This is a genomic window from Pseudomonas rhizophila (assembly GCF_003033885.1).
GTDB classification, from domain to species: Bacteria; Pseudomonadota; Gammaproteobacteria; order Pseudomonadales; family Pseudomonadaceae; genus Aquipseudomonas; species Aquipseudomonas rhizophila.
The window spans coordinates 175,800-197,079 of record NZ_CP024081.1 but is presented as its reverse complement, the minus strand read 5'-3'; the positions used below and the strand labels follow the sequence as shown (position 1 = coordinate 197,079).

Below are 21,280 nucleotides of genomic sequence, written 5' to 3'. Positions count from 1 at the left end.
TATCAGGCTGTTAGGCTTCCCGCCTCGCAGTCGCGGCTTCAGGCGACTGGCACAAGTCCTATCGGAGTTTTTTTGATGAATCTGCCGCTGATCCTCAATCTGCTGGTGTTCCTCGCCTTGCTGTTTGGTCTGGCGCAAACCCGTCACAGCACCTGGAGCCTGGCCAAAAAAGTCCTGCTGGCATTGGTGCTGGGCGTGGTGTTCGGCACCGTCCTGCACACGATTTACGGCGCCGGCAACCCGGTGTTGAAAGCCTCGATCGGCTGGTTTGACCTGGTGGGCAACGGCTATGTGCAGTTGCTGCAAATGATCGTGATTCCGCTGGTCTTCGCTTCAATTCTCAGCGCGGTAGCGCGCCTGCATAACGCCTCATCCCTGGGCAAGATCAGCTTCCTGACCATCGGCACACTGCTGTTCACCACCGCCATCGCCGCCCTTATCGGTATCGGCCTGACCAACCTGTTCGGTCTCACCGCCGAAGGCCTGGTGGCCGGCACCCAGGAAATCGCACGCCTGCAGGTGATCCAGAGCGACTATGCCGGCAAGGTCGCAGACCTGAATATCCCGCAGTTGCTGCTCTCGTTCGTTCCGCAGAACCCCTTTGCCGACCTGGCCCGGGCCAAGCCGACCTCGATCATCAGCGTGGTAATATTCGCGGCCTTCCTGGGTGTCGCGGCACTGCAATTGCTCAAGGATGACGTGGAAAAAGGTCAGAAAGTGATCAATGCCATCGACACCCTGCAAAGCTGGGTGACACGTCTGGTGCGGCTGGTGATGAAGCTGACCCCGTACGGCGTGCTGGCGCTGATGACCAAAGTGGTGGCCGGCTCCAACGTCCAGGACATCGTCAAGCTTGGCAGTTTCGTGGTGGTGTCGTACCTGGGGCTGGGCCTGATGTTCGTGGTTCACGGTCTGCTGGTGTCCGCCGCTGGGATCAACCCGCTACGCTTTTTCCGCAAGATATGGCCGGTCCTGACCTTCGCCTTCACCAGCCGCTCCAGCGCCGCGACCATCCCGCTGAGTATCGAAGCCCAGACCAGCCGCCTCGGCATTCCACGGGCCATTGCCAGCTTCAGCGCGTCGTTCGGCGCCACCATCGGCCAGAACGGCTGCGCCGGCCTCTACCCGGCCATGCTGGCGGTGATGGTCGCGCCGACCGTGGGCATCAACCCGCTGGATCCGGTGTGGCTCGCGACGCTGGTAGCGATCGTGACCTTGAGCTCGGCCGGGGTGGCCGGTGTCGGTGGAGGCGCGACATTTGCCGCGCTAATCGTGCTGCCGGCCATGGGCTTGCCGGTTTCACTGGTGGCGCTGCTGATTTCCGTCGAGCCACTGATCGACATGGGCCGCACAGCGTTGAACGTCAGCGGTTCGATCACTGCCGGGGCGATCACCAGCCAGGTGATGCAGCAGACCGACAAGGCTTTGCTGGATGCCGAGGAGCATGGGGAGTTGGTGCAGGCTTGATTGCCCGATACTTGTGGGAGTAAAGCTTGCTCGCGAAGAACGGATGCGGTTCGACTGAAGCGCCGCGTCGTCTGAATCGCGAGCAAGCTTTGCTCCCACATGGCTTACAGCTTTTCCCACACCTCAAAGCTGTAGGCCGGCTTGTCGCCCTCGGCCGGATTCGGCTGGTTCGACACCTGTTTCCACTGGTTCGAATCGAACGCCGGAAACCAGGCATCGCCGTCCGGGCTCAGCGCCACACGGGTCAGGTACAGTCGGTCCGCCTGCTCCAGGGCCTGGGCGTACAGCTGGGCGCCGCCGATCAACATCAGTTCGTCGACACCCTGCTGCAACGCCCACGCCTCGGCCCGTTCCACCGCTGCCTCCAGCGTGGAAAAGACTTCCGCGCCCTCCAGCACGAGGCCAGGCTGACGACTGACCACGATGTTCAAGCGCCCCGGCAGCGGCCGCCCCAGGGAGTCCCAGGTCTTGCGGCCCATGATGATGGGCTTGCCCAAGGTGGTAGCCTTGAAGTATTTAAAGTCCCCCGGCAAGTGCCAGGGCATGCTGTTGTCGACGCCGATCACACGGTTTTCACCGAGGGCTGCGATCAGGCTTAAAGGGAGTGTTTTTTTCATGCCGGCGAGGATACCAGAGGCCACAGCGGTTATGCTCAACCCTCATTTGCGACGGAAGCGCCTGTGTCTGAGCCTCTGACTGAACTGCACGACCTCTGGTTGACCGAGACGGTACGTCTGCGTGAAGAACACGCCGGCCCGCTCGAAGATCAGGAGGCCAATCGCCTGGCCCGCGCGGCGGGTGGCGATTTATCCAGCCGTATCCGTCACCGCGCCCGCTGGCTGGCCGAGCGCGACGGGCTCAGCCAGGCCTTGCATCACTGGCTGCAAGGGGCGCGCCTGGCGCTGATCATAATGGCTGTACTCGCCATCATCAGTGGCGCTGGCCTGGGCTTTGCCGCACTCGGCGACGGACGCACGCCGGTCAATGTGTTCTGGGCCCTGGGCAGCCTGTTGGCGTTGAACCTGATCTTGCTTATCGGCTGGGCCCTGGGCCTGATCTTTGCGGGTGAGCAAGGTGCAGCGCTGGGGCGCCTGTGGTTGTGGCTCAGCGAAAAACTCGCCCGCGATGCCAAGGCTGCGCAACTGGCGCCGGCCCTGCTGCTGTTATTGCAACGACACAAGCTCAATCGCTGGGCCCTCGGTGCGCTGGTCAATGGTTTGTGGTTGCTGGCGATGCTCAGCGCGCTGGTCATCGTACTGATGCTGATGGCCACCCGGCGCTACGGTTTTGTATGGGAAACCACCATTCTCGGCGGTGAGACCTTCGTCGTCATGACCCAGGCCCTCGGCGCCCTGCCCGCCCTACTGGGTTTGAGCGGGCCAACCGAAGAGATGATTCGCGCCAGTGGCGACGCCGCGCTGAATATCGAAAGCGCCCGCCAGGCCTGGGCCGCTTGGCTGGTGGGCGTGACGCTGGTCTACGGCGTGTTGCCGCGCCTGTGTCTGGCGCTGTTGTGCCTGTGGCGCTGGCGTCGCGGCCGCGCCACGCTGCGCCTGGACTTGAACCTGCCAGGTTATGCCCAACTGCGGGAGCGGCTGATGCCCAGTAGCGAGCGCCTGGGCATCAGCGATGCCGCGCCCGCGCAATTGCATCAAATTGAAAGTGACGTTGGCGCGCTGCAAAGCGACGGTGCGCTGCTGGTGGCGATCGAACTGGACGACCGGCCTTGGCCACCGAAACTGCTAGGCACGGTGAAAAACGCCGGAGTGCTCGACAGCCGCGAATCGCGCCACAAACTCCTCGAACAACTGTCACGCTTTCCGCCCGCGCGCCTGGCGATTGCCTGCGACCCACGACGTTCACCGGATCGTGGCAGCCTGGCGCTGATCGCCGAACTGGCCCGCAGCGCCGGCGCCACCCGCATCTGGTTGTTGCAGGCACCGCCCGGGCAAGCGCTGGACGCCGAACGCCTGGGCGATTGGCACAACGCGCTGCAACAGTTGCAATTGCCCTTCGCGGACTGCGCGCCTTTGAACTGGCTGGAGACCGGCCATGACTGAACCCACCAAGCCGCTGAAGCTGGCCGTGGTTGGCCACACCAATGTGGGCAAAACCTCCTTGCTGCGCACACTGACCCGGGACGTCGGCTTCGGCGAAGTGTCCCACCGCCCCAGCACAACCCGACACGTCGAGGGCGCGCGCCTGTCGGTGTACGGCGAAGCGTTGCTGGAGCTGTACGACACGCCGGGCCTGGAAGACGCCATCGCCCTGCTTGACTACCTCGAACGCTTGGAGCGCCCCGGTGAGCGCTTGGACGGGCCGGCACGCCTGGCGCGATTCCTGGACGGCAGCGAGGCACGACAACGCTTCGAACAGGAAGCCAAAGTGCTGCGACAATTGCTCGCCAGCGATGCCGGACTCTATGTGATCGATGCGCGAGAGCCGGTGCTGGCCAAGTACCGGGATGAGCTTCAAGTACTCGCCAGTTGCGGCAAACCGCTGCTGCCAGTGTTGAATTTCGTCAGCAGCGCCAGCCACCGCGAGCCCGACTGGCGCGAAGCCCTGGCACGGTTGGGGCTGCACGCTCTGGTGCGTTTCGACAGCGTCGCTCCGCCCGAGGATGGCGAGCGACGCCTGTATGAAAGCCTCGCCCTGTTGCTGGAAAGCGCCCGTGGGCAACTGGAACGACTGGTCGCCGATCAACAGGCCCAACGCTTGGCCCGTCAGCAGAGCGCGAAGCGCTTGATCGCCGAACTGCTGATCGATTGCGCCGCTTGCCGACGCAGCGTAGCCAGCGATGCCGAACTGGAACGACAGGCCATCAGCGAGCTGCGCAACGCCGTGCGTCAACGGGAGCAGCGCTGCGTCGAAGCCTTGCTCAAGCTCTACGCCTTCCGTCCCCAGGACGCCGCGGCCAGCGATTTGCCTCTACTTGACGGCCGCTGGGGCGATGACTTGTTCAATCCCGACACCCTCAAACAGCTGGGTGTGCGTGTGGGTGGTGGGATCGCCGCGGGCGCAGCGGCCGGTGCCGGCGTGGATTTGCTGGTGGGCGGTCTGACCCTCGGCGCCGCCGCCCTGGCCGGCGCCATTGCCGGTGGCGCCCTGCAAACCGCCCGCAGTTACGGAAACAGGTTGATGGGCAAGCTCAAGGGCCAGCGGGAGCTGACAGTGGACGACAGTGTGCTACGCCTGTTGGCCCTGCGCCAACGGCAACTGTTGCAAGCCCTCAACCAGCGCGGCCATGCGGCAATGGACAGCATCCACATCGCCACACCCCAGGATAAAACCTGGCGCGAGGGCAAACTGCCCGAAGCGCTGAACAAGGCCAGAGCGTACCCGCAATGGTCGTCGCTTAATCCGCAGGCGCGGTTGAGCCAATCGGAACGCCAGGAACAGATCGAGCAGCTGGCTGAGCAGCTCTAGATGACACAACCCCTGTGGCAAGGGGATTTGTGGGAGCAAGGCTTGCCCGCGATGAGAGCGTCGCTACCGGTGGTTATTCGTCGGTCAATGCCCTGAGCGCCGCCGCAGCTTCTGCCAATTCCAACTCACTGAACACTTGCACCCCATGACGTTTGAGCAAGGCCGCCGTCACACCTTCACCAGGCACTTTCACGCCGCTGAACGTCCCGTCGTAGGTCAACAGATTGCCGCACGACGGGCTGTTGGCCTTGAGCACGGCGATACGGATAGCGTGTTCGCGCACCCGCTCCAGCGCTTGATACGCGCCGGACAGAAACTGTTCACTGACGTCCTCACCCTCGGTGGTGATTACCGTCGCCTGGCCGTCGAGCACCTGCGTACCTTGCCCACCGGGAATTTCTGCCGCCGCCCGAGGCGTGGGCAAGCCGCCGGCGACTTCCGGGCACAGCGGCACGACCCGACCTTCGTCGAGCCAACGTTGAAGCTGATCGAACGGGCCACTGGCACCGCCGTCGTAGCGCACGCGGTGTCCGAGCAGGCAGCGGCTGACGAGGATCTTTTCCATGCTCAGAACACCTCGGTGCCGCGGCGCCGGAACCAGCCGGTCAAGGACAGGCGGTCTCGCGCCGCCGGCAGGACTTCATGGGGGATGTCCCCCGACAGGAACACCACCAGACAACCGCCGGTGGGCACCACGTCGTGCTCCACGCCATCGTCCAGGTACATGCGTAACTGGCCGCCATGCTCCGGCAACCAGGCGTCGTTGAGGTAAAGCACCGCCGACACCATGCGTCGATCATCATCGCGGAAGCGGTCGACGTGCTTGAGGTAGAAGGCGCCAGGAGGGTACAGCGCAAAGTGGCTTTCGAAATCCTCCAGCCCCAGGAACAACCCGCGATTGATCGCCTCCCGCAAACTGTCCATCAACCCCAGGTAACGGTCGCACGCTTGCGCCTGGCCGGGCTCGATCCATTGGATACGATCACCCCGAATCCCTTCACGAATCTCCGAAAACGGCCCACGTCCGACCGCCGCCGGAGCCAGCTCGCCTTCGGCGGCGCGCTGGCGACATTCGGCTGCCAGGGCGCGGGTCAGCGCGTCCGGCAGGAAGATATTCTGCTGCGACCAGCCGCGCTCGGCCAGGTCGTCGACGATACGTAACAGCAGTGGGTGATCAGAAGGTATTTGCATGGCGCGCATAGTATTCCTGTGCCTGCAAAACCGACAGCGCCGCGCAGCGGGTTTGTCACGCTTGACGGCGCAGGCGCAGGAACTTGATACGAATTCTCGACAAGTCCCCACACCCCACGGAGAATAGTCGGCTGCTGACAGGAGTCCCTATGCGCCGTTTGCTTTTCTCATTGTTGATGTTCTGTGCGTTGCCCGCCTGGGCAGACAGCTACGACCAGTTGTACAAGGTCGCCGGCTGGCCGGAACAACGGGCGCATTTCAATGACGCCTTGAGCGCCGCGCAGCAGCGTTACCAGAGCAGCCTGCCACCGGCAGTGTTCCAGGCACTGGTCAACAACAGCAATCAACGCTTTGCCCCCCAGGCCATGGACCAGCGGGCCGAGGCGCAATTGCGCAAGAACCTCACCGACCCAGCCCCGGCCCTGAGTTTTTTTCAGTCGCCCCTGGGCCGCAAAGTCGTGGCAGCCGAGCTGCTGGCGACCCGTCGCGACCAATTGGCGAAGAACGCCAAGGGCCTGCCGAAGATGCAAGTCAGTGACAACCGCCTATTGATCATCGGCCATCTGGCCCAGTCCCTGCCCGCCCGCGAGGCCGGCGCCGAAGTCAGCCTGGCGATCGCCGGCGTGGCGGCGGACAGCCTGAGCTCGATGATCCCCGGCCTGCTGGGTGCTGGCCAGGCCCAGGGCATGCTGAACGGTCAGCGCCAGCGTCTGATGGAGCAGATCGGCGCAGACCTGAACAACACGCTGCTGTACGTCTACCGCGACCTGACGGACACCGAGCTGGAGGAGTTCGCCACCTTCGCCGAGTCGGCTGAGGGCCAGGCTTATTATCAAGCGGCCTTGGCAGCGATTCGGGCGGGGTTGGCGGTGGGGCAGACTCTCGGGCAATAGATAGATCTTCAGCGCCCCTGACACCGTTATCGCGAGCAGGCTCGCTCCCACAGGGTGTTTGAGTGAACTCAGATTTTGTGATCGTCGAAAAACCAGTGTGGGAGCGAGCCTGCTCGCGATAGCAATAGCCCGGTCAGCGCCGAACCCGGCTCATCCGCTTCGTCAGAAATCCAAACATCTCCTGCCGCATCGCCAGCGCCTCATTCGCCAGGTGATGCCGACCTTCGGGCAACATCAGCACCTGGGGCCGATCGAACTTGCTGCGCAACACTTGCAGGTTATGCGCCCAATCCACCGTCATATCCGCCTGGCCCTGCACGATCAAGGGCTGGCGCGGGCTGCTCGGGGCGACTTCGATACGCTTGATCCATTGCCCCAACGCTCCGACCCACGCGGTGGGCAGGCGCAGCGGTTGCAACGGGTCGGCTTGCAGGAATGGCAGGAAGTCCGGGTCGGTGGAGTTCTCGCTGAAACGTCGGGCGATGCCGGTTACAAAGGGTTTGAGCAAGTAGTAACTCAGGCGCGACCAGCCCCAGGCCCGCGGCCGTACCAAGGGCGACAGCAGTATGACCTGACCTTGGGCAGGGCTGTGCTGGCCTTGGTTGAGCACGTGATCAACCACGATGGCCCCTCCGGTGCTTTGTCCGCACAGATGCCAGGGTTGCGGCAGCTCCAGCGTCCCGGCCTCGGTCAGCAGGCCTTGCAACGTGGCCTGGTACTCGGCGAAATCACCGATGCTGGCGCGTTCGCCACTGGATAGGCCGTGGCCCGGCAGGTCGCAGGCGATCACGGCGAATTTCTGCTCCAGCGCCCACTCGATCAAGTGCCGGTACAACCCCATATGGTCGTAATAGCCGTGGAACAGAAACAGCGTCGCTAGCGCTTTTTCCGGCCACCAGACCTGACCGACCAACTCATATCCGTCTATCTCGAAACGCCCCAGGCCCTTGCGCAACGTGCGGTGGGGAAAATCCAGGCCGTAGAACCGCTGATAAGCCAGCGCCTGCGCAGACAGCGGCTGCCACTGAGCCAAAGGTTGCAGGCTGGCACGCAGGTGATCGGGGTCGAAACTGACGGGCATAGGATTTCCACATAAAAGCGCAACGCGCGAAACAGACTTTGTAGGCCTGCGATATTCATCTGTCGCGCCAGGCATGGCAAGCTACGCGGCCTCAGAGGATCGACTCCATGCGCCCGTCCCACCGCACGACCTTGCTTGCCAGCCTGCTTGCCCTCGGGTGCGCCGCCGTGTTGTGGATCGCCTACGACTGGTTCCAGGGCCGCTTTCTGCGAGCGTTCAGCGAACACACGGCGGTATTTTCCGGCGACCCTTTGCGCCTCCCCCCCGGCCTGGCCGGCCCTGGCCCGATCCGTCTGGTGCATTTCTGGGATCCCGCCTGCCCATGCAACGTCGGCAACCAACAGCACCTTTCCGAGCTGGTGGAGAAATACGCCCCCCAAGGCGTCGAGTTTTATGCAGTCCAAAAAACCGGCAGTCAGGGCCAATTGCCGACCACGCTGAGCAGCCTCAAACCGCTTTCGGTGCTCCCCGGCTCAAGCCAGATTCCCGCCAGTCCGGCAGTAGCGATCTGGGATCGCAGCGGCAAACTGGCGTACTTCGGCCCCTACAGCGAAGGCCTGACCTGCAATTCGAGCAACAGCTTCATCGAGCCGATTCTCGAGGCCCTGAGCAGCGGCCGGGCGGTGAATGCGACCCACACGCTGGCGGTAGGGTGTTATTGCCCGTGGGGGCAGGACACATCCGCCAAAGAATAGGCCGCAGGGAAAATCCCCCCGAGCAAGGATACGCAGACACCCGGCGGCATGTTAAACATGGGAATAAACAGCGAAACCATGGGACCGCTGTCACTCAATAAGGATTTAGCATGAAACGCACCCTCATCGCCTTCCTGTCATTGGTCGTCACCGCCATCATCGTCGCGGGCGGCTACCTCTACAGCAAGCAGCCCACCCGCCAGGGCACGGTGCAGCTGCAAGGTCTGCAAGGCTCGGTGACCGTGCGCTACGACGAACGCGGCGTGCCGCATATCCGTGCTGAAAACGAAACCGACCTGTACCGCGCCCTGGGTTATGTCCATGCCCAGGACCGGCTGTTTCAAATGGAGATCATGCGCCGCCTCGCCCGTGGCGAACTGGCCGAGGTACTCGGGCCGAAGCTGCTCGACACCGACAAACTGATGCGCAGCCTGCGCATTCGCGAACGCGCCGCGACCTATCTGACGGAACAGGACCCACAGTCCCCGGCCTGGATCGCGATGCAGGCGTACCTGGATGGCATCAACCGCTACCAGGAAACCCACGCCAGGCCGGTGGAGTTCGATGTGCTGGGCATCCCCAAGCGTCCTTTCACCGCCGAGGACACCGTGAGCATTGCCGGCTACATGGCCTACAGCTTTGCGGCCGCGTTTCGCACCGAGCCGCTTTTGACTTACGTGCGCGATCAGTTGGGCAGCGACTACCTGAACATTTTCGACCTCGACTGGCAGCCCAAGGGCGTGCTGGCCGAGACTCGCAAGAGCGGCCTGCCCCTGGCCGCCGCCGACTGGAAAGACCTCAACGCCCTGGCCCGTCTCAGTGAACAGGCCCTGGCCGAAAACGGCCTGCCGCAGTTCGAAGGCAGCAACGCCTGGGCGGTCTCCGGCAGCCGCACCCACAGCGGCAAACCGTTGCTGGCGGGCGACCCGCATATTCGCTTTTCCGCGCCGTCGGTGTGGTACGAGGCGCACCTGTCGGCCCCGGGTTTCGAGCTTTACGGGCATTACCAGGCGCTGATGCCCTTTGCGACGCTGGGCATGAACAAGGATTTCGGCTGGAGCGTCACGATGTTCCAGAACGACGACCTGGACCTGATCGTCGAACGGGTCAACCCGGATAATCCCGAGCAGGTCTGGTATCGCGACCAATGGGTGGACATGACCCGCAGCGAACAACAGATCGCAGTCAAGGGCCAGGCGCCGGTGACGCTGCAACTGCGCCAGTCGCCCCATGGCCCGATCGTCAACGACGCCCTCGGCGCCAACGCCGGCAAGACACCTATCGCCATGTGGTGGGGGTTCCTGGAAAGCCGCAACCCGATCCTCGAAGCCTTCTACCAGCTCAATCGCGCCGACACCCTGACCAAGGCTCGCAGCGCGTCAGCCAAGATCCACGCGCCAGGGCTGAATGTGGTGTGGGCCAACGCCAAGGGCGATATCGGTTGGTGGGCCGCGGCGCAATTGCCCAAGCGGCCGGCCGGCGTGCAGCCCGGTTTCATGCTCGATGGCGGCAGCGCAGAGGCGCAAAAGGAGGGCTTCTACCCTTTCAGCAGCAACCCCCAGGAAGAGAACCCGGCCCGAGGCTACATCGTGTCGGCCAATTTCCAGCCGGTATCGGCCAGCGGCATCGAGATTGCGGGTTACTACAACCTTGCCGATCGCGGCCAGAAACTCAACCTCCAACTGGGCGACAAGCAGGCCAAGTGGGACATCGAAACCACCCGCAAACTGCAATTGGGCACCACCACCGCCTACGGTCCGCGTTTGCTCGCGCCTTTGCTGCCGGTGCTGCGTAACGGGGTCAGCGCCCCCCGGGAGCGTAAATGGGTGGAACAACTGGCCCAATGGCAGGGCGACTATCCGCTGGACTCCATAAGCGCCACGCTGTTCAACCAGTTCCTCTTTAACCTGGCCGACGCCGCACTGCACGATGAATTGGGCGACGGGCTCTTCGAAACCGCGCTGTCGACCCGAGTGATCGACGCCGCGCTGCCACGCCTGGCGGCATCAGAGGATTCGCCCTGGTGGGACGATCGCACCACCCCGGGCAAGGAGACCCGTGCCGACACGGTGATGAGGGCCTGGGGCAAGAGTCTGGCGCACCTGAAGGCCACCCTGGGTGACGATGCCAGCCAATGGCAATGGGGCAAGGCGCACACCCTCACCCACGGTCATCCGCTGGGCCTGCAAAAGCCGCTGGACCGGATCTTCAACGTCGGCCCCTTTGCTGCTCCCGGTACCCATGAAGTGCCCAACAACCTCTCGGCCAAAATCGGTCCGGCGCCCTGGCCAGTGACCTATGGCCCGTCCACCCGACGCATTATCGACTTTGCCGATCCGGCCCACAGCATCACGGTCAACCCCGTCGGGCAAAGCGGCGTGCCGTTCGACGCGCATTACGCGGATCAGGCCGAGGCTTACATCGAAGGGCTGTACTACCAGGCGCATCTGGCCGAAATAGAAGTGATGGCCAATACCCGCAGCACCTTGAAGCTGCTGCCGGTCGGGGCTAAGCCTTGAGCCCAATGACGGGTAACGCTTTTCATCAATCAACAGGCTTGGACGCTATTTATGGTCAAGACTGGAAGGGTTTAACAACTACCCCTTTTTATGGAGTCAACCCCATGTTCATCAACTGGTCCGAACTGCTGCCCACCATCAAAAGTGCCTTCGGCGCCCTGGGCAAAAGCAATCCGAAAATGGTCAAGGCCTACATGGCCCTGGATGAAGCCGCGGCCGATAACAACGTGCTGGATGCCAAGACCCGGGAGCTGATCTCCATCGCCGTGGCGATCACGACCCGCTGCGACGGCTGCATCGGCGTGCATACCGATGCGGCCATCAAGGCCGGCGCCACCCGCGAAGAGATCGCCGCCACCCTGGCCACCGCGGTTTCTCTGAATGCCGGCGCGGCGTATATCTACTCCCTGCGGGCGCTGGAAGCACATGATGCGTTGAAGAAGTGAGAGGCGATCACTGAGATCTTCATTGACTGCTACGCCGCTATCGCGAGCAGGCTCGCTTCCACATTGGATTTGGGCCTGATCCCGGATTTGTGGGCAACAAAAAGACCTGTGGGAGCCTCGCTGTCCCTGGAAAGGATGGCTAAATAAACCATCCAAGACAGTTGCTCCCACAGTGACTCAGCGTCCGGTCAGACCGGCGCGGCTGCCCGGCGCGGGTCTGGCTGTTTCCAGGAGTCGGCGGCGCTTTCTTCGATGGCTTGCTGGATCGCCCGCTTGCGGTTTTCTTCGGCGCGGTGGCTGAAGTACCAGACCAGGAAAGTCACCAACGATACGGCCAGCAGGATCAGGCTCGCCACGGCATTGATTTCCGGTTTGACCCCCAGGCGTACCGCCGAGAACACTTCCATCGGCAACGTTGTCGAGCCCGGGCCGGAGACGAAACTCGCCAGCACCAGATCGTCCAGCGACAAGGCGAACGACATCATGCCCCCCGCCGCCAGCGATGGCGCGATCATCGGGATGGTGATCAGGAAGAACACCTTCCACGGCCGCGCCCCCAGGTCCATGGCCGCTTCTTCGATAGACAGGTCCAGTTCACGCAAGCGTGCCGAGACCACCACCGCCACATAGGCCGAGCAGAACGTGGTGTGGGCGATCCAGATCGTGACGATGCCACGTTCCTGGGGCCAGCCGATCATCTGCGCCATCGCCACGAACAGCAGCAACAGCGACAGACCGGTGATCACCTCCGGCATCACCAATGGTGCGGTGACCAGGCCGCCGAACAGCGTGCGGCCCTTGAAATGGGTAATACGGGTCAACACGAAGGCCGCCAGTGTACCCAGGGCCACCGCGGCGATCGCCGTATAGCAGGCGATTTCCAGCGAGCGCACCACCGAGCCCATCAACTGGCTGTTGTCCAGCAGACCGACGTACCACTTGATCGACCAGCCGCCCCATACCGTCACCAGTTTCGAAGCGTTGAAGGAGTAAATCACCAGGATCAGCATTGGCGCATAGATGAACAGCAGACCCAGCACCAGCATCAGGCTTGAAAAACTGAAGCGCTTCATTCCTTGCCCTCCATTTCTTTGGCCTGACTGCGGTTGAACAGGATGATGGGCACGATCAGGATCGCCAGCATCACCACTGCCAGCGCGGACGCCACCGGCCAGTCACGGTTGTTGAAGAATTCCTGCCACAGCACTTTGCCGATCATCAGGGTTTCCGGGCCACCCAGCAGTTCCGGGATCACGAACTCGCCCACCACCGGGATGAACACCAGCATGCAGCCGGCGATGATGCCGTTCTTGGACAGCGGTACGGTGATTTTCCAGAAACTGTTGAAGGTGCTCGACCCCAGGTCGGACGCCGCCTCCAGTAAGCTCGGGTCGTGCTTCACCAGGTTGGCGTAGAGCGGCAGGATCATGAACGGCAGGTACGAGTAGACGATGCCGATGTAGACCGCCAGGTTGGTGTTGAGGATCTGCAGCGGTTCGCTGATCCAGCCCATGCTCATCAAAAAGCCGTTGAGCAGACCGTTGTTGCTGAGGATGCCCATCCACGCATAGACGCGGATCAGGATCGCGGTCCAGGTCGGCATCATGATCAGCAGCAGCAGCACCGTTTGCAGGTCCGGGCGGGCCTTGGCGATGGCGTAGGCCATCGGGTAGCCGATCAGCAGGCACAAGACGGTGCTGATCAGGGCCATCTTCAGCGAGCCGAGGTAGGCGGCGATGTACAGATCATCTTCGCTGAGCAGCACATAGTTACTGAAGTTGAGCAGCACCTGCAGCTTCTGGTCGATGTAGCTGTAGATCTCGGTGTACGGCGGAATGGCCACGTCGGCTTCGGCGAAACTGATCTTCAGGACGATGAAGAACGGCAGCATGAAGAACAGGAACAGCCAGATGAAGGGCACCCCGATGACCAGTTGACGGCCACCGGGCGTTATTCGGTCGAGTCGGCGTTTGAATTTGCGCATGTTCATGAGCGAAGCACCACTCCGCTGTCGTCTTCCCACCACACGAATACCTGGTCGCCCCAGGTCGGACGCTGACCCCGGCGCTCGGCGTTGGCGACAAAGGACTGCACCAGTTTGCCGCTCGGCAATTCGACGTAGAACACCGAATGGCCGCCCAGGTAGGCGATGTCATGGACCTTGCCGCTGGACCAGTTGTGCTCGCAGTCCGGCTGCTCGGCGGTGACCAGCAGTTTTTCCGGGCGGATGGCGTAGGTGACCGATTTGTCCTGCACCGAGGTACTGATGCCGTGGCCCACGTAGATGTTGCGGTCCAGGTCCTTGCAAGTCAGCACCGCGTGGCCTTCGGCGTCGTCCACCACTTCGGTCTCGAAGATGTTGACGTTGCCAATGAACTCACAGACCAGCCGGCTGGTGGGGGTTTCGTAGATGTCGATCGGGCTGCCGATCTGGGCGATCCAGCCCAGGTGCATGATCGCGATGCGCTCGGCCATGGTCATGGCCTCTTCCTGATCGTGGGTCACCATGACGCAGGTTACGCCAACCCGCTCGATGATCTCGACCAGCTCAAGCTGCATCTGCGAGCGCAGCTTCTTGTCCAAGGCACCCATCGGTTCGTCGAGCAGCAACAGCTTGGGCCGTTTGGCCAGGGAACGGGCCAGGGCCACACGTTGACGCTGGCCGCCGGAGAGCTGATGCGGCTTGCGCTTGGCGTACTGGCTCATCTGCACCAGCTTGAGCATTTCGGCCACGCGGGCGTCGATCTCGGCTTTCGGGATTTTGTCCTGCTGCAGGCCGAAAGCAATGTTCTGCGCCACGGTCATGTGGGGGAACAGGGCGTAGGACTGGAACATCATGTTGATCGGCCGCTCATAGGGCGGCATGTCGGTGATGTCTACACCGTCGAGGAAAATGCGCCCCTCCGTGGGCCGTTCGAAACCCGCCAGCATGCGGAGCAAGGTGGATTTGCCCGATCCCGAACCGCCGAGCAGGGCGAAGATTTCGCCTTTCTTGATTTCCAGGGACACATCGTCCACGGCAATCGTCTCGTCGAACTTTTTCGTGACCCGGTCGATTTTGACCAACACCTGCTTGGGTGTCTGGTCGCCCTCGAGGGCTTTCTTATAGGCGCCGGAGGCAACTGCCATTTACGAAACTCCCACAAAATTTGCAGCTCGCCCTGCGCGGACGAGCCTTGGAATAGTTAAAGCGCTTGACCCTATTTGCCTGACTTGACCCTGGTCCAGCTGCGGGTCATGACGCGCTGGATCTTGGGCGGCAGCTCGGAGTTGACGTACAGCTTGTCAACGACCGCTTGCGGTGGGTAAACCGCTTCGTCGGTGCGCACTTGCTGGTCCATCAACTCGCCGGCCTTGGGATTGGGGTTCGCATAGCCGACGGCGTCACTGACTTGGGCGATCACTTCAGGCTTGAGTAAATAGTTGATGAAGGCGTGGGCTTCTTTGACGTTGGAGGAATCGCGCGGGATCGCCAGCATGTCGAACCAGAGGTTGGCGCCTTCCTTGGGAATCACATAAGCGATCTCGATGCCCTTTTTCGCTTCTTCAGCACGTTCGCGGGCCTGGAAGATGTCACCGGAGAAACCGGCAGCCACGCAGATCTCGCCATTGGCCAGATCGGAGATGTATTTGGAAGAGTTGAAGTAGGTGACGTAAGGCCGGATCTTGAGAAGTTGAGCCTCGGCCTTCTTGTAGTCTTCAGGGTTCTGGCTGTTGGGGTCCAGGAGCAGGTAATTGAGCATCGCCGGGATCATCTCGTCGCCCGAATCGAGGAACGAAACGCCACAGCTGGAGAGTTTCTTGATGTTTTCCGGTTCGAACAGCATGGCCCACGAGTCGATCTTGTCGACGCCCAGCGCAGCCTTGACCTTCTCGACGTTGTAGCCGATGCCGTTGGTACCCCACAGATAGGGCACGGCGTACTGATTGCCCGGATCATTCTTCTCCAGGCGTTTGAGCAGCACCGGGTCCAGGTTGGCGTAGTTGCTCAACTGCGACTTGTCGAGTTTCTGGAACGCCCCGGCCTTGATCTGCTTGCCCAGAAAATGGTTGGACGGCACGACCACGTCGTAGCCGGTACGACCGGCCAGCAGTTTGCCTTCCAGGGTTTCGTTGGAGTCGAAGACGTCGTACACCGGTTTGATCCCCGTGGCCTTTTCAAAGTCCGCCAGGGTGGTCTCGCCGATGTAATCCGACCAGTTATAAATATGCACGGTGGAGGCAGCCTGGACGCTGACGGCAAGCGTCAGTCCGGCACCGATCAGCATGGCATTGCGTAACAAAGAAAAAACAGGCACGTGGAGGTCCTCTTAAATAGTTGGGCCCAAGTTGCCCCCGTTACCTGGCAGCGATGTGCCCTGCAACAAAACCGGCGCGCAACTTACCCTCGATAAACCGATCCAGCAAAACTTTTAGTCATTTAATTATTCCCGTTGCCGCCGCCGCGATGCCGGCGACAACAGGAAGATGCCTCAGACCGGCTTACTTGCCAGACTTGATCTTGGTCCAGCTGCGGGTGATCAGACGCAACGTGCCGGCATCCAGATCACTGATTGCATACAGCTGCTTCTTCACTTCGTCAGACGGGTAGATGCTCGGATCGCTGGTGATGTCCTTGTCCACCAGTGGCGTGGCCGCCTTGTTGCCGTTCGGGAAACGTACGGCGTTGGTGATTTCAGCCATGATCTGCGGCTGCATCAGGAAGTTCATGAACTTGTAGGCGGATTCGACGTTCTCGGCGTCCTTGGGAATGGCGACCATGTCGTAGAAAGTGCCGGCGCCTTCTTTTGGAATGACGTAGCTGAGCTTGACCTTGTCTCCCGCTTCCTTGGCGCGCTCCTTGGACTGCTCCAGGTCACCGGAGTAACCCACAGCCACGCAGATGTTGCCGTTGGCCAGGTCCGAGATGTATTTGGAGGAGTGGAAATAGGCAACCGAAGGACGAATCTTCAGGAACAGGTCTTCAGCGGCCTTCAGGTCAGCCTTGTCCTTGCTGTCGGTCGGCTTGCCCAGGTAATGCAGTGCCGCCGGGATCATCTCGGTCGGTGCATCGAGGAAGCTCACGCCGCAGCTCTTGAGCTTGGCCATGTTTTCCGGTTTGAACACCACGTCCCACGAATCGATCTTGTCGATACCCAGTGCAGCCTTGACCTTCTCCGGGTTGTAGCCAATACCGATGGAGCCCCACATGTAGGGGAAGGCATATTTGTTGCCCTTGTCGCTGGCATCGCCCACGGCCTTGAGCAGGTCGGTGTCCAGGTTCTTCCAGTCCGGCAGCTTGGACTTGTCCAGCTCCTGGTAAACACCGGCCTTGATCTGCTTGGCCAGGAAGTTGTTCGACGGCACCACGATGTCATAGCCGGACTTGCCCGCCAGCAACTTGGCTTCCAGGGTCTCGTTGCTGTCGAACACGTCGTAGACGACCTTGATCCCCGTCTCTTTCTCGAACTTGGCGACCGTGTCCGGTGCAATGTAATCGGACCAGTTATAGACGTGCAGCACTTTGTCGTCCGCCTGAACAGCACTCGCCATCACGCCCGTCAGGGACATGGCGAGGAGGGTCTTGCCAGCCATCTTCATACCTAATGTCTTCATGCCTAATGCCTTCATGAAAAATGCTCCAGTTATTCTTCTTAGCCGTCGTTCAGTAGCCGGCTCGCGGGCAACTTGAACAGCCGGTAGTCTGGCAAGTTACAGGCCAGCCTTTCAACAAAAGCCCAGCCTTTTGTTTACGCCGGACGAGGCCCGTACGGGCGCCTCGCTCAGAGCCTAGCACTTAGCCTTGCAACGCACTGAGCGTCAGGTCCAGGCAGTGCCGCGCCTTGGTCACCAGTTCATCGATCTCGGCCTTGCTGATCACCAGCGGCGGCGCAATGATCATGGTGTCACCCACGGCGCGCATGATCAGCCCATTATCAAAACAGAACTGCCGGCAGATCATGCCCACACCCCTGCCTTCGTAGCGCTTGCGCGTGGCCTTGTCCTGTACCAGTTCGATCGCCCCCAGCAAGCCGACACCGCGTACCTCACCCACCAGCGGATGATCGTTCAGTTCCCTCAGGCGCTGTTGCAAATAGGGTGCCGTTTCGCCATGAACACGCTCGACGATCTTTTCGTCGCGCAGAATGCGGATGTTTTCCAAGGCCACCGCAGCGGCTACCGGGTGACCGGAATAGGTAAACCCGTGGTTGAAGTCGCCGCCTTCGTTGAGCACCGCCACCACATCGTCACGCACGATCAGGCCGCCCATGGGGATGTAACCGGAGGTCAGGCCCTTGGCGATGGTCATCATGTGGGGTTTCAACCCGTAATGATCGGTACCGAACCACTCACCGGTGCGACCGAAACCACAGATCACTTCATCGGCCACGAACAGGATGTCGTACTTGGCGAGGATTTCCTTCATGCGCGGCCAGTAGCTGTCCGGCGGCACGATGACTCCGCCCGCGCCCTGGATCGGCTCGGCGATGAAGGCACCCACGTTGTCCACGCCGATTTCCAGGATCTTTTCTTCCAGCTGGTTGGCCGCCCATACGCCGAACTCTTCCGGGCTCATGTCGCCGCCCTCGCCGAACCAGTAGGGTTGGGCGATGTGGACAATGCCGGGGATCGGCAGGTCGCCCTGCTCGTGCATGTACGTCATGCCGCCCAGGCTCGCGCCGGCCACGGTCGAACCGTGATAGCCGTTCTTGCGGCTGATGATGACTTTTTTGTTCGGCTGGCCCTTGATCGCCCAGTAGTGGCGGACCATGCGCAGCATGGTGTCGTTGCCTTCGGAGCCGGAGCCGGTGAAGAACACGTGGTTCATGCCTTCAGGGGCGATGTCGGCGATGGCTTTGGACAATTCCAGCACCGGCGGGTGAGCGGTCTGGAAGAACAGGTTGTAGTACGGCAGCTCGCGCATCTGCTGACTGGCGGCGTCGGCCAGTTCGTCGCGGCCGTAGCCGACGGCCACGCACCAGAGGCCGGCCATGCCATCGAGGATCTTGTTGCCTTCACTGTCCCACAGGTAAACGCCCTTGGCGTGGGTGATGATGCGCGGGCCTTTCTCTTTGAGCTGCTTGAAGTCGCTGAATGGCGCCAGGTGGTGATCGTTGCTCAGGGCCTGCCATTTACGGGTTTGCGGATTGTTGCCGGTCATGCGAATTCTCCTTGTAGATCGGTGGGGACGGAACTGCCTGAAGCAGTCCCGTCCGGCGCTTCAGACGGCAAAGAGCAGGAATTCCCGCTCCCACGAACTGATGACGCGCTTGAAGTTTTCATGCTCGGCCCGCTTGACCGCGACGTAGCCTGTGATGAATTTCTTGCCCAGGTATTTCTCGATGGTGGCGCTGTTTTCCATGCGCTCGAGGGCATCTTCGATGGTCAGTGGCAGGCGCAGGTTGCGACGTTCATACCCTCGCCCCACCACCGGCGCGCTCGGGTTGATGCCTTCGACCATGCCGATGTAGCCGCACAACAGGCTGGCGGCGATCGCCAGGTACGGGTTGGCGTCGGCGCCCGGCAAACGGTTTTCCACCCGACGGTTCTGCGGCCCGGCTTCCGGCACGCGCAGGCCCACGGTGCGGTTCTCTTCACCCCATTCCACGTTCACCGGCGCCGACGTATCCGGCAGGAAGCGGCGGAACGAGTTCACGTTGGGGGCAAACAGCGGCAGCAGCTCGGGGATGAACTTCTGCAGACCTCCAATGTGATTCAGGAACAGCGTGCTCATGGTCCCGTCTTCATTGGAAAAGACGTTCTTGCCGGTGTCTTTGTCGATGATGCTCTGGTGCAGGTGCATCGCACTGCCGGGCTCGCCGGTCATGGGCTTGGCCATGAAAGTGGCGGCTACGTTGTGCTTGAGCGCCGCTTCGCGCATGGTGCGCTTGAACACCAGGATCTGGTCGGCCAGGGACAAGGCGTCGCCGTGACGGAAATTGATCTCCATCTGCGCCGTGCCGTCCTCATGGATCAGCGTGTCGAGGTCCAGCTCCTGCAGTTCGCACCAGTCGTAGACGTCTTCGAACAACGGGTCGAATTCGTTGGCCGCTTCGATCGAGAACGACTGACGGCCGGTTTCCGGGCGACCGGAGCGGCCAATGGGCGGCTGCAACGGGAAGTCCGGGTCGTCGCTGCGCTTGGTCAGGTAGAACTCCATTTCCGGCGCGACGATCGGCTGCCAGCCCTTGTCGGCATAGAGCTTGAGCACTTTCTTGAGCACGTTGCGCGGCGACAGTTCGATGGGATTGCCATGCTTGTCGTAGGAGTCGTGGATAACCTGGGCGGTGGGCTCGATGGCCCAGGGCACAAGGAACACTGCGTTTTCGTCCGGGCGGCACATCATGTCGATGTCGGCAGGGTCGAGCAGTTCGTAATAGATGTCGTCTTCGACATAGTCGCCCGTAACGGTCTGGAGCAGAACGCTCTCGGGCAGGCGCATGCCTTTTTCGGCAATGAACTTGTTGGTCGGCGAAATCTTGCCCCGGGTGATGCCGGTCAGGTCGCCAATCATGCATTCGACTTCTGTGATCTTATGGTCTTTCAACCAATCGGTGAGCTGGTCGAGGTTGTTACTCATAAATGCCTCTAGGCGTGAGTTTCCTGGCTGCTATTTAGTAGTCAGGCGTTGTTTGACGCATCGGCGTCGCGTTGTGTTGCCCTTGCCCGGCAGGCATCGCCAAATGCCTGGAAAATCGCAAGGTAGTACGGGTTGGAGCTTACCTCCCATTCAGGGTGCCATTGCACACCTAAAGCAAAAGCCTTGCCTCCTGGCACCGAAACAGCCTCGATCAGGCCATCCGGCGCCACCGCTTCGGCCTGCAACCCAGGTGCCAGACGCTCGATACCCTGGCTATGGATCGAATTGACCTGAATCGCCAGCGGCAGCCCCAGCCCTGCCAGAATACCGCCAGGCTGGATATGCACAGCGTGGGCAGGACCGTATTGGACATCCACCGCTTGAGTGTCGTCTTCACGATGATCGATGAACGTTCCGACTTCATGAACTTTCTGATGCAGGCTGCCGCCAAAGGCTACGTTCATCTCCTGGAACCCACGGCAGATACCCAGCACCGGGATGCCGGCCGCTACAGCGGCGCGGATCAACGGCAGGGTGGTGGCATCCCGTGCAGGATCATGAGCAGTGCCCGGCGCGCTGGCGGGGCCCTGATAGTGAAAAGGTTCTACATTAGAAGGAGAGCCGGTAAAAAGAATGCCGTCCAGGGCGTCCAGAATATCGGACGGCGGGAACAGATCCGCCAGGGACGGAATCAGCACTGGCAAGCCCTTGGCGGCTGTCGCGACAGCCCGGGAATATTTATCGCCACTGACGTGATACGCATGCAGACCCATCTGCCTGGAGCAGGTGGTGACGCCGATTAACGGCAGGCGAGACATGAAGCACCCCGGTATTATTGCTGTTATGGGTTTGAATCGAGCTTAGCCTTGTTCATTTTTTTACACAACACCCCCGTAAAAAATACAACACGGCCCGCTCAAGCCTGCGGGCGCCATCTCCTCCAAAGGGAAAAAAACGCCCCAAATTGCCTCAAAAAAGCCCCGCAGGTGCTTTTTTAGAGCA

Annotated in this window: 19 protein-coding genes; 7 read left to right on the top strand and 12 right to left on the bottom strand. The window is 61.4% G+C overall.

The genetic code is table 11. The features are described from left to right. The first annotated feature begins 75 nt into the window (after window positions 1-75). Window positions 76-1,467: an L-cystine transporter gene (locus tag CRX69_RS00910; protein ID WP_107321389.1), complete on the top strand. Its 1,392-nt coding sequence runs from the start codon at window positions 76-78 to the stop codon at window positions 1,465-1,467. A 104-nt stretch (window positions 1,468-1,571) separates the two neighbouring features. Here the strand turns inward: CRX69_RS00910 and CRX69_RS00905 are convergent, their stop codons facing one another. After that, window positions 1,572-2,084 (bottom strand): dihydrofolate reductase, encoded by a 513-nt coding sequence (locus tag CRX69_RS00905; protein ID WP_107321388.1) that lies wholly within the window; start codon window positions 2,082-2,084, stop codon window positions 1,572-1,574. A 75-nt stretch (window positions 2,085-2,159) separates the two neighbouring features. Here CRX69_RS00905 and CRX69_RS00900 point away from each other — a divergent pair, with 75 nt between their 5' ends. Together CRX69_RS00900 and CRX69_RS00895 are read left to right on the top strand one after the other, a co-directional pair. Further along, on the top strand, window positions 2,160-3,527 hold the full coding sequence (locus CRX69_RS00900) for a DUF2868 domain-containing protein (protein ID WP_107323218.1): 1,368 nt from the start codon (window positions 2,160-2,162) through the stop codon (window positions 3,525-3,527). Beyond that, window positions 3,520-4,893 carry a DUF3482 domain-containing protein gene (locus CRX69_RS00895; RefSeq protein ID WP_107321387.1) on the top strand — a complete coding sequence of 458 codons (1,374 nt, stop codon included), beginning with the start codon at window positions 3,520-3,522 and terminating at the stop codon, window positions 4,891-4,893. The genes CRX69_RS00900 and CRX69_RS00895 overlap by 8 nt, the downstream gene beginning before the upstream one ends. Window positions 4,894-4,966: 73 nt before the next feature. Here the strand turns inward: CRX69_RS00895 and CRX69_RS00890 are convergent, their stop codons facing one another. Then, complete coding sequence (locus CRX69_RS00890; protein WP_107321386.1) at window positions 4,967-5,458, bottom strand: 2-thiouracil desulfurase family protein; 492 nt, start codon at window positions 5,456-5,458, stop codon at window positions 4,967-4,969. A 2-nt stretch (window positions 5,459-5,460) separates the two neighbouring features. Next, complete coding sequence (locus tag CRX69_RS00885; protein WP_047226044.1) at window positions 5,461-6,093, bottom strand: 2OG-Fe(II) oxygenase; 633 nt, start codon at window positions 6,091-6,093, stop codon at window positions 5,461-5,463. A 140-nt stretch (window positions 6,094-6,233) separates the two neighbouring features. On the opposite strand from CRX69_RS00885, the gene CRX69_RS00880 reads away from it, so the two are divergent. Further along, complete coding sequence (locus CRX69_RS00880; protein ID WP_047226045.1) at window positions 6,234-6,977, top strand: DUF2059 domain-containing protein; 744 nt, start codon at window positions 6,234-6,236, stop codon at window positions 6,975-6,977. Between the two features lie 133 nt (window positions 6,978-7,110). Here the strand turns inward: CRX69_RS00880 and bipL are convergent, their stop codons facing one another. Next, window positions 7,111-8,058 (bottom strand): phospholipase BipL, encoded by a 948-nt coding sequence (gene bipL, locus CRX69_RS00875; RefSeq protein ID WP_047226046.1) that lies wholly within the window; start codon window positions 8,056-8,058, stop codon window positions 7,111-7,113. Between the two features lie 107 nt (window positions 8,059-8,165). Between bipL and CRX69_RS00870 the strand changes: the two genes are divergently transcribed. From CRX69_RS00870 to CRX69_RS00860, 3 genes are all read left to right on the top strand, one after another. Continuing rightward, a complete protein-coding gene (locus tag CRX69_RS00870; protein WP_047226047.1) occupies window positions 8,166-8,753 on the top strand; it encodes a DUF6436 domain-containing protein in 588 nt (195 codons plus the stop codon). A gap of 110 nt (window positions 8,754-8,863) precedes the next feature. Then, window positions 8,864-11,272 carry a penicillin acylase family protein gene (locus tag CRX69_RS00865; protein WP_107321385.1) on the top strand — a complete coding sequence of 803 codons (2,409 nt, stop codon included), beginning with the start codon at window positions 8,864-8,866 and terminating at the stop codon, window positions 11,270-11,272. Window positions 11,273-11,376: 104 nt separating this feature from the next. Beyond that, window positions 11,377-11,718 (top strand): carboxymuconolactone decarboxylase family protein, encoded by a 342-nt coding sequence (locus CRX69_RS00860; protein ID WP_047226049.1) that lies wholly within the window; start codon window positions 11,377-11,379, stop codon window positions 11,716-11,718. A 188-nt stretch (window positions 11,719-11,906) separates the two neighbouring features. Here the strand turns inward: CRX69_RS00860 and CRX69_RS00855 are convergent, their stop codons facing one another. From CRX69_RS00855 to CRX69_RS00820, 8 genes are all read right to left on the bottom strand, one after another. Continuing rightward, window positions 11,907-12,791: an ABC transporter permease subunit gene (locus CRX69_RS00855; RefSeq protein WP_047226050.1), complete on the bottom strand. Its 885-nt coding sequence runs from the start codon at window positions 12,789-12,791 to the stop codon at window positions 11,907-11,909. After that, on the bottom strand, window positions 12,788-13,708 hold the full coding sequence (locus CRX69_RS00850) for an ABC transporter permease subunit (RefSeq protein WP_047226051.1): 921 nt from the start codon (window positions 13,706-13,708) through the stop codon (window positions 12,788-12,790). Before CRX69_RS00850 ends, CRX69_RS00855 begins: the two co-directional genes overlap by 4 nt. Continuing rightward, a complete protein-coding gene (locus CRX69_RS00845; protein ID WP_047226052.1) occupies window positions 13,705-14,847 on the bottom strand; it encodes an ABC transporter ATP-binding protein in 1,143 nt (380 codons plus the stop codon). The genes CRX69_RS00850 and CRX69_RS00845 overlap by 4 nt, the downstream gene beginning before the upstream one ends. Window positions 14,848-14,918: 71 nt before the next feature. Beyond that, window positions 14,919-15,986, bottom strand: coding sequence for a polyamine ABC transporter substrate-binding protein (locus CRX69_RS00840; RefSeq protein ID WP_107323217.1), 1,068 nt, complete (start codon window positions 15,984-15,986; stop codon window positions 14,919-14,921). 214 nt (window positions 15,987-16,200) lie between these two features. Beyond that, entirely contained in the window at window positions 16,201-17,313 is a 1,113-nt protein-coding gene (locus CRX69_RS00835; RefSeq protein ID WP_076386499.1) for a polyamine ABC transporter substrate-binding protein, read from the bottom strand. 181 nt (window positions 17,314-17,494) lie between these two features. Continuing rightward, window positions 17,495-18,859 (bottom strand): aspartate aminotransferase family protein, encoded by a 1,365-nt coding sequence (locus tag CRX69_RS00830; protein ID WP_047226055.1) that lies wholly within the window; start codon window positions 18,857-18,859, stop codon window positions 17,495-17,497. A 60-nt stretch (window positions 18,860-18,919) separates the two neighbouring features. Further along, window positions 18,920-20,278: a glutamine synthetase family protein gene (locus tag CRX69_RS00825; protein ID WP_047226056.1), complete on the bottom strand. Its 1,359-nt coding sequence runs from the start codon at window positions 20,276-20,278 to the stop codon at window positions 18,920-18,922. Window positions 20,279-20,319: 41 nt separating this feature from the next. Beyond that, window positions 20,320-21,096, bottom strand: a complete 777-nt coding sequence (locus CRX69_RS00820; protein ID WP_076383050.1) for a gamma-glutamyl-gamma-aminobutyrate hydrolase family protein — start codon at window positions 21,094-21,096, stop codon at window positions 20,320-20,322. Between the last annotated feature and the right edge of the window lie 184 nt (window positions 21,097-21,280).